This window comes from Mycobacterium sp., from assembly GCF_032162605.1.
Taxonomy (GTDB): domain Bacteria; phylum Actinomycetota; class Actinomycetes; order Mycobacteriales; family Mycobacteriaceae; genus Mycobacterium.
Window position 1 is genome coordinate 1 of record NZ_JAVROT010000070.1, and the last position, 8,570, is coordinate 8,570.

Consider the following 8,570-nt stretch of genomic DNA (forward strand, 5'->3'; position numbering starts at 1 on the left):
AGTACGAGAACATCGTGGCCACACTCGCCGCCGAGCTCGATACCGCCAACTACGACCGAGCGTTGGAAGTGGCTGCGCTCTCAGACATGGTGCGCGGCTACGAGGACATCAAACTCGCCAGTGTCGACGCCTACCACGCTCGGCTTCTCGAGCTGGGAATTGCTCCTCCTCCGCAGTAGTTGGTTGCTGCCGGAAGAAGGCGTGGATGCCCCGGGCACCGCATGGCTGGATCAGCGTGGCGTCCAAGCGGCGAGCGCGCGGCACGCAGCGCTGACCACGGCATCGCTCGGGGCATATGTCAATCGGATGTGATCGACGTACTCCGGGCCGAATGCTTCGCCGGGAACCACCGCTATGCCGGCAACATCGAGTAGGGATTCGGCAACCTGAGCTCCGCTCAAACCGGTCGCCGCGATGTCTGCCCACACGTAAAGCGCACCTTCCGGCACCGACACGTTGAACCCTGGGACGATGTCCAACGCGTGGCACAGCTCATCGCGTCGCCGGGCGTATTCGTGGACCATCGCGCCGATCTCGTCTTGGACTCCGCTGTCGCTCAGCGCGACGACCGACGCGCGTTGGACGAACGCGGGCGCACAACCCACAGAGTTCTGGATAACCCCGTCGAGCGCCTCCTGGGCAGACTCCGGGGCTGCGATGTAGCCGACGCGCCACCCGGGCATCGCGTGCGACTTCGAGAGGCCGCCGACGGTGAACGTACGGTCGGCGAGTTCCGGGTGCGCTGCGGGAGCGCGATGCACCACCCCATCGAATCGGATGTGCGCGTAGATCTCGTCCGAGACGACCCAGGAGCTACTCCGTCGGCATGCCTCGGCGACGGCCGCGATCTCCCCCTCGCCCAGTACGCGTCCAGTCGGGTTGCCCGGCGTGTTCAGCACGATGGCGCGCGTCCTGTCGCTCATCGCTGCGAGCAGCTCGGTGCTGTCGAAGCGGTACCCCCTGGCGGCGTCGGGCAGGACGCGGCGCACGGTCGCCGACAGCAACGTGACCATCGGTTCGTAGCTGACCCAATGCGGTCCGACCACCACCACTTCGTCACCCGGCTCCAGGATCGCGGCCAGGCTCGCGTAGACGCCGTACTTCGCCGACGGCACCACGTAGACCCGGGAGCTGGGCACGTCGACACCATGGTCGCGCGCGAGTGCGTGTGCGGCCGCCTCACGTGCTTCGGGCAAACCGGCGCTCGGCGTGTAGCGGGTGTAACCGGCCCTGAGCGCCTGCTCGGCTGCTTCGACGATCCGCACAGGCGTGGCGAAACTCGGTTCGCCGGTTGCGAGGTCGAGGACGGTCTTACCGGCGGCACGCAAGGCGGCCACGCGGCGCCCGATTTCGTAGGTTGCCGACTTCGGCACCGGACGTGCGGTCGGCGGTGCTTGCAGAGTTGTCATGCCAGTGCTCCTTGAAGTTGCTTGCGCAGTCGGACGGTGTTCTGGATCGAGCCGATCTGTGCGATCGAGCATTCGACAACATCGCCGCTCTGGAGGAAGTCGACCGACGAATCGCCGGCCGACGTCCCCCCGGGACTGCCCGTCAGAACGACATCCCCGGCTCGCAGTGGTGCGGCACGCTCGATCGCGGCGACTAATTCCGTTGCCGAGTGCACCATTTCGTCCAGAAAGACGTGCTGTCGCAGCACACCGTTGACGTATGACCTCATCTCCAGTTGTCCGAGCTCGGGCAATTCGTCGCCGGTCGTGATGTACGGGCCGATCGGGCACGATCGTGGCGCCGACTTCGCACACGTGACGGTCGGATCCGTCTGTTGCAGCGCGCGCAGCGTCAGGTCATTCGCAACCGCGTAGCCGAAGACGGACGAAGGGTTACGCACCGATGCGGACGGTCGACAATCCACCACGACGGCGAGTTCGACTTCGTAGTCACAATGCTGATCCGGAGTCGAGGTGATCATCAGTGTGTCGCCGTTCGCTGCCAGCGTGCTCGGTGATCGTTCGAACAGATGAGGGACCGCTGACGTGGACATCCCGACCTCAGCGGCGTGGGCAGCGAAGTTCGCGCCCGCTCCCACGATCCGCTGGTTGGACGTGATCGGGCAGTGCAACGCGTCCGCGTGCACCAATTCGTCCGCGGGCTGTGGATAGCCCCACGATTCCCAGAGCCGCGCGACCGCGATGGCCGTGCCCGTATCCGCTGGGTCGACGCCCAGACACGGCATCGGCAGCCACTGCTCAGAATCCGTCGAGACGGCGAACCCGATCCAACTGCCGCTCGCGATGCGGCCAAGCCTCACTGCGAGGCTCCAGCCTGTGCCCACGCCTCACTGATTTCCGCGGCCGTCGCATGATCGCAGCGGTAGGCCGTGAGTACGTGCATCGCGGCCTCGTGCAGCGACCGGTCGTCGCTGGCGACACCGTCGCGGACCAGCGTGACGTAATAGTCGCGCGAGACGGCATCCCGGATTGTCGAGTCCACACACCCCTCAGTGGTGCAACCGGTCACGACGATCGACTCGATACCGTTGCTACGCAGCAGCATGTCGAGGTCTGTGCCGGCGAAACCGCTCGAGCGCCGCTTGTCAACGACGGCGTCGCCGTCGCGGTAGCCGAGACCTTCCAGAAACTCATGTCCCCAGGTGCCCGGCGTGGCGAAGTCGAACTCCGACTGTTCGGATCGTCCGTAGGTGTTCTTCATTCGCAGTTCGAAGCGCAACTGCGCCGGGGACTGGAAGAGTTCGGTCTGCGAACTCGTGACGCGAACCCAGATGATCAATACGCCGGCCGCGCGCGCTGCGCCGACAAGCGACGCGATGGTCGGAACGATCGGCGGATATGCGCTGATGTCGGCGCCGGCAGCAGCAAAAGCGCCGTCAGCGTGACACAAGTCGTTTTGCATGTCGATGACGACGAGCGCGGTCGAGCCCGGCTCGACCAGTTCGTCCAAGGTCTCACGCACCTGCGCGCGTCGGATGGTCAGCATGATTCTCCTAAGTGATCTGGGTGTCGCTAAAAACCGAGTCGATGCGCTTTAGGGCTGATAGGGAACGTTCGGGATTGCAATGGATTACCGCGGTGACGATGGCATTGATCAGCGCCACGGTCGCGGTCAGCGAGTTGCTGAGCTCGGTCGAGTCGGTTGGCACTCGCAGCACTTGTTGGGACGCGCGGGCGACGCCTGATTCTGAGCTGTCGGTGATGGCAGCCGTGTGGATGTCGGCGGCGGCGGCGCGGATGAGCAGTCGTTCGCTCGATGCGATGTAGCGCCAGAACGAGATACCGATGACTAGGTCGTGGGTTCCCAGGTCGGCGATGTGGATGGCCGTTTCGATTTCGGTGTTGGGTGCGATCGCGTCGACTCCGGCGAGGCGGAGCAGGTGAGCAGCCAGTGATGCTGCGTGCGCAGAGAGTCCAGACGCCACGATCACCGTGCGGCGTGCGGCTGTGATCGTCTCGGCCAGTTCGGCGATCTTCGCCGCACTGTTCCACTCCGCGGCAAGCGCGATGTTGGCGCTGTCCCGGCTGAAGACGCCGGGCACGATGTCCTCTTCGGCCTGCCCGGCAGCCAACGTTCGGGATATCTTCTCAGCGGCAGTGCGGAATCGCGTGTAGTCGTCCCGCAGTTGGCATTTGAGTCCGGCGAAGCCGTCGTAGTCGAGTTCGTTGCAGAGCCGGACGACAGTTGCGCCGTCGACGCCGGCTTCTTGTGCAAGGGACTCAACGGTACGCAACATCAGGGCAGCGGGGTCCGTCAGCATGATCTGGGCGAGCACTCGTCGCTTCGGCGTCAGGAACGGCATCCGATCGCGTATCCGAACCTCGAAGTCGGCTGTCGCCGAGCCTTCGGCCAGCATGGGGGACTGCTTCGCCTTTGCTTTCGACTCCCCCTTCTTCTGCGCCGATGAAGAGGCGGCCGCTTGACGTGCGTTCTTCGGTTTCGTCCTGGTGGGAGAACCTCTTTCGGGCTCGGGCTTGTTGGTCGAACGTACAACCCGCGCCATCAGGACTCCTCAACGGATCGGTTGGTGTACAGCTGCATTCGGATACTCGAGCGGAGCACCGCTTTCCCGCTGCTCCGGGCCACTGGGGTTGGGCGGTCGGCCACGTCGACAGCCGGTACGACAGACCCTGTGCCCGTTAGAGCCTGGCACCCGTCCGCGGAATGCTTGCACAAGCTGCCGGAGGTTCACGTTAACCGAGTTCCTCAGCCGTTGCAATCCGCACTGCACGATCCTCCATAGTGTGCAACATTCTATGCATGATCGTAGTTCGACAGGCCGCGAGGATCCTGCCAAGGTCGAGTAATGCAACGTTGATTGCAGATCCGTTAATCAATGCAACAGATTCGGCAACTATTTCGGACCATGCTTTCACTTACACGGCAAGGGATTTGGTCATATTAGGCCGCGATCTGCTCCACCCTCGGGTTGACAACCGATCCACCCCGGGCTCTAATTTCACATACTTTTTCCAGCGCCATACCACACAACGACCTGCGATAGCCCGCTGTGCAGCGCGTCTTGGATACCGGTACTACTGGCGAGAGGCTAGAGACAGATGACCGATACCGTTCCCGCATCATCGAGTGCGTCTGGTGACGGACCGAAGCTTGAGCGAGGGATTCTGACAGCCCGGAACTGCCTGGCGCTGTCGGCCGCTGCGATGGCGCCGGTACTCGCGGTCGTGTTGAACGCGCCGGCAGCCGGGGCCGACGCAGGCGCGGCCCTGCCCGTCGCGTTCCTACTGGCGTTCGTTGCCGCGTTGTTTGTGGCTAACACCGTAATCGAGTTCACGAAGAAGCTTCCGTCTTCGGGCTCCTTCTACACGTTCTGTACCAAATCGATCGGCAGCCTCGCGGGGTTCTTCACCGGGTGGATCTACGCCGCGGCATTCGTGGTGTTGATGATCGGGCTCTTCACCGCGAATGGCGCCTTCATGCGGAGCTACCTACAGTCGACGTTCGGTTGGGATGTCCCGTGGTGGCTCCTCGGGATAATTCTGATCGGACTGGCGATGATCCTGTCGGTGCGGAGCATCAGAACGTCGGTGCGGCTGGACCTCATCCTTCTGGCAGCGGAGATGTTCATCTTCTCTTTGCTGGCGCTCATCTCCATCATCCGTGCGGGCAGCGGCAACAGCCTCTCGTACTTCAACCCGACCTCCGGCCCGAATGGTCTTTCGGGTGTCGGCCTTGGCGTCGTGTTCGGGCTATTGTCTTTCATCGGCTTCGAGGCGGCGGCGACATTGGGCGAGGAGACCGCCAACCCCAAACGCAATGTGCCGCTTGCCATCCGAGGTGCGCTGATCGGAGTCGGCGTGTTCTTCGTCTTCGTTCTGTACGGCCTGGCGGCCGGCTTCCATCTGAACACCCAAGCGGGAATGCAGGACTTCCTCGCCAGCCCTGCCCAGTTCACCTCCCTGGCCGAGCAGAACGCACCTTGGCTCAAGCAGCCCGTGGAGTTCGCCGCGGTTGCCGGACTGTTTTCCGCCATGCTCGCAGTGCTCAACACGACAGTCCGGGTCATGTACGCGATGGCGAGCGAGCGGATTCTCCCGCCGGTGCTCTCGCGGATCCACCCCAAGTTCCGTTCGCCGTTCATCTCGATCTACGCCCTGGTCGGCTTCTCCGTCGTCGTCGGCATCGCGCTGTCACTGTGGGTGGGCGCCGGCCTCACCGACGTCTACGGGTTCACCGGCTCGATGGGCACCATCGGCGTCATCCTTGTCTACGCGATGGCCAACGTCGGCCTCGTCAAATTCTATTGGGGGTCACCCGATTTCAACGTCTGGCGACACTTGGTCGCGCCCGTGATCGGCACCGCGGTGTTGCTCTACCCGCTGTGGTCGACGGTTAAGCCTGGCCAGCCGTTCCCGTACAACTACGTCAGCGAGATGGTTCTCGTCTGGCTTGTGATCGGGCTGCTCGTCTACGTCTACATCAAACGCACGTCGCCCGAGAAACTTGCCGCGATGGGCGCGACGATGGCCACCGATGGGATCGACTTCGCAGAGGGGAAGTCGCCCAGCCTGTCGCCGGACGGCCTGCCCGACGTGGATCCCGCGCTCGAGAAGCCCTGACGGAGAACACCATGACCAAGAAACTCACCGACAAGGTCGCCATCGTCACCGGTGGTGCACGAGGGATCGGGGGCCACATCGCGATGGCGTTCGCCGCCGAGGGCGCCGACGTGGTCATCGCAGACGTGCTGGACGAGGCCGCGGCCCAGCCGGTGATTGCGTCCATCGCCGAGTCCGCCCGCCGCTCGTTACTGGTGCACACGAACGTGGCCGACGAGCAACAGGTGCGCGCGATGGTCGACACCGCCGTCGCCGCATTCGGGCGGATCGACATCCTGGTCAACAACGCCGGGACCTTCAGCGAGCACCGATGCGAAGACCTCTCGATCGCAGAGTTCGACCGGGTGGTCGGAGTGAACCTTCGCGGCTCCTTCATGTGCAGCCGATTCGTGATCCCGGGCATGCTCGAGCGCAAGAGCGGCGTGATCATCAACGTCGCCTCGCAGCTCGGCCAGATCGGCGGGCTGGACATGGTCCACTACTGCGCGAGCAAGGCCGGGATCATCGGGATGACCAAGGCGATGGCTCGGGAGGTCGCCACCAGAGGAGTTCGGGTCAACGCGATCGCACCCGGCCCGATCGTTACGGACATGATGGCCGAGGAGAGCGAGGAGTGGGCCGCCCGCAAACTCTCCGAGCTGCCGATGGCACGCTTCGGAGAAGCGGACGAAGTGGCGCCCACGGCAGTGTTCCTCGCCTCCGACGACTCCTCCTACTACGTCGGCCAGACGCTCTGCCCCAACGGCGGAGACGTAATGCTCTGAGGAAGCCAGTCCCTTGGGAAAGCGAGACATCCATGTTTGAACTCACTGGCCGGGTAGCACTCATTACCGGCGCTGCTTCTGGGATCGGCGCCGCAACCGCAAGGGTTTTCGCCGAGGCGGGCGCCAACGTGGCGTTGGCCTGGTATCCGCCAGATGGCCACGACATTGGCCTAGTCGAAGACGCGGTGTCCAAGGCAGGGGGCCAGAGCATTGCGGTCGAGGTGGACGTACGTAGCACAGCGGACGTCGATTCGATCGTCGAACAGGCGGTGTCGAAGTTCGGCCGCCTCGACATCGTCGTGGCCAATGCCGGTATCGCCCGCAAGGTGGATCTCGCGAGCCTGGACGACGACGCGTGGCAGGCAGTGATCGACGTCAATCTCAACGGGGCGTGGCGTTGCTTCCGAGCCGCGTTGCCACACATGCGTCAGGCGGGTTACGGACGGTTGCTGGCAACCTCCTCGGCCGCCGGCACCGTGCAAGCGTGGCCGAAGCATCCTCACTACACCGCAGCTAAGGCCGGGCTAGGCGGACTCATCAAGACACTCGCCGTGGAGTTCGGGCCGGACGGGGTGACGGCCAACGCGGTCGCGCCAGGCGTCATCGACACTCCGCAGGCCAACGACCCGGTCAATTCACTCGGCCCCGACGGGGTCAGGGAGGTCGCAGCCAAGATGCCTTCGGGACGGTTGGGTCGACCGGAGGACATCGCTTACATCTATCAATTCCTGGCCAGCGAGCAAGGTTCACACGTGAGTGGGCAAGTGATCGCTGCCGACGGCGCGCGCTATCTCGCCGGGCTGGACTAATCGCAGTGTCCCGCCGATCTCGGGCCTAACGCTAGAACATGAGGAGAAGGCATGACTGAGGACGTTTCATTCTTCCGCCGCGGCGACGACGTGGAGGTGGCCGGTCCGCCACGGGAGATCGTCGGCTACGGCGAGCATCCCCCGATGATTCGGTGGGCAGGCGACGCGAAGGTCGCGATCCAGCTCGTCGTGAACTACGAGGAAGGCTCAGAGAAAACCTTCGCAATGGGCGACGGCGAGAATGACATCCTCTACGAGCTGCCGTTCAAGCTCGAAGGTCAACGCGACCTGGCTGTCGAGTCGATGTACGAGTACGGCTCTCGAACCGGCATCTGGCGGCTCTTCCGGATATTCGATACCGCGGGCATCCCGGTCACGTTCTTCGCTTCCGCCGTGGCGCTGGAGCGCAACCCGGATGTGGCGGTCAAACTCGCCAGCCGTGGTGACGAGGCCGCCGGTCACGGCTACCGATGGAGCAACCATTTCGAGATGACCCGCGAGCAGGAGCGTGAGGCAATTCGACGCGCGATCCAATCCATCGAGGCGACGACGGGGAGCCGACCAGTCGGTTGGTACTGCCGCGAGATGAGCACCAATACCCGTGAACTCGTGATCGAGGAGGGCGGGTTCGAGTACGACTCCGATTGTTACAACGACGATCTGCCGTACTGGACGCGCATGAGCGACCGGACCCACCTCGTGGTGCCGTACTCGCTCGTGGTCAACGACGCGCGGTACATCGTGGGCACCGGGTACGGCAGTCCTGAGGACTTCTTCATGACGGCGAAGGCCACACTGGATCGGCTGCGCAACGACGGCGACGACCTAGGGCGGATGATGTCGATCGGTGTCCATCCGCGGATGAGCGGCAACCCTGCGCGCTCCGACGGACTGGCTCGCTTCATCGACTACGCCCAGCAGTTCGCCGACGTCGCCTTCATGCGTCG

9 protein-coding genes are annotated in these 8,570 nt (G+C 63.9%); 5 read left to right on the forward strand and 4 right to left on the reverse strand.

What is annotated here, in order from left to right; translation table 11 throughout:
• The first annotated feature begins 14 nt into the window (after positions 1-14).
• Positions 15-179 (forward strand): DUF6537 domain-containing protein, encoded by a 165-nt coding sequence (locus QOI01_RS03810; protein WP_526378758.1) that lies wholly within the window; start codon positions 15-17, stop codon positions 177-179.
• Positions 180-230: 51 nt separating this feature from the next.
• Here the strand turns inward: QOI01_RS03810 and QOI01_RS03815 are convergent, their stop codons facing one another.
• From QOI01_RS03815 to QOI01_RS03830, 4 genes are read right to left on the reverse strand one after another with little or no spacing between them, the layout of a single operon-like run.
• Positions 231-1,409, reverse strand: a complete 1,179-nt coding sequence (locus QOI01_RS03815; RefSeq protein ID WP_526378742.1) for a pyridoxal phosphate-dependent aminotransferase — start codon at positions 1,407-1,409, stop codon at positions 231-233.
• On the reverse strand, positions 1,406-2,269 hold the full coding sequence (locus QOI01_RS03820) for a fumarylacetoacetate hydrolase family protein (protein WP_526378744.1): 864 nt from the start codon (positions 2,267-2,269) through the stop codon (positions 1,406-1,408). Before QOI01_RS03820 ends, QOI01_RS03815 begins: the two co-directional genes overlap by 4 nt.
• Positions 2,266-2,955, reverse strand: coding sequence for a cysteine hydrolase family protein (locus QOI01_RS03825; protein WP_526378746.1), 690 nt, complete (start codon positions 2,953-2,955; stop codon positions 2,266-2,268). Before QOI01_RS03825 ends, QOI01_RS03820 begins: the two co-directional genes overlap by 4 nt.
• Positions 2,956-2,962: 7 nt before the next feature.
• Entirely contained in the window at positions 2,963-3,826 is an 864-nt protein-coding gene (locus QOI01_RS03830) for a MurR/RpiR family transcriptional regulator (protein WP_526378748.1), read from the reverse strand.
• Positions 3,827-4,529: 703 nt separating this feature from the next.
• On the opposite strand from QOI01_RS03830, the gene QOI01_RS03835 reads away from it, so the two are divergent.
• The 4 genes from QOI01_RS03835 to QOI01_RS03850 all read left to right on the forward strand — a co-directional run.
• A complete protein-coding gene (locus QOI01_RS03835; RefSeq protein WP_526378750.1) occupies positions 4,530-6,050 on the forward strand; it encodes an amino acid permease in 1,521 nt (506 codons plus the stop codon).
• Between the two features lie 11 nt (positions 6,051-6,061).
• The gene (locus QOI01_RS03840; protein WP_526378752.1) at positions 6,062-6,814 is read left to right on the forward strand and encodes an SDR family NAD(P)-dependent oxidoreductase; all 753 of its coding nucleotides are present in this window, start codon (positions 6,062-6,064) and stop codon (positions 6,812-6,814) included.
• Between the two features lie 32 nt (positions 6,815-6,846).
• Positions 6,847-7,623: an SDR family NAD(P)-dependent oxidoreductase gene (locus QOI01_RS03845; RefSeq protein WP_526378754.1), complete on the forward strand. Its 777-nt coding sequence runs from the start codon at positions 6,847-6,849 to the stop codon at positions 7,621-7,623.
• Between the two features lie 51 nt (positions 7,624-7,674).
• Positions 7,675-8,570: polysaccharide deacetylase family protein (locus tag QOI01_RS03850; protein ID WP_526378756.1), on the forward strand; the 896-nt coding region annotated here is incomplete at its 3' end.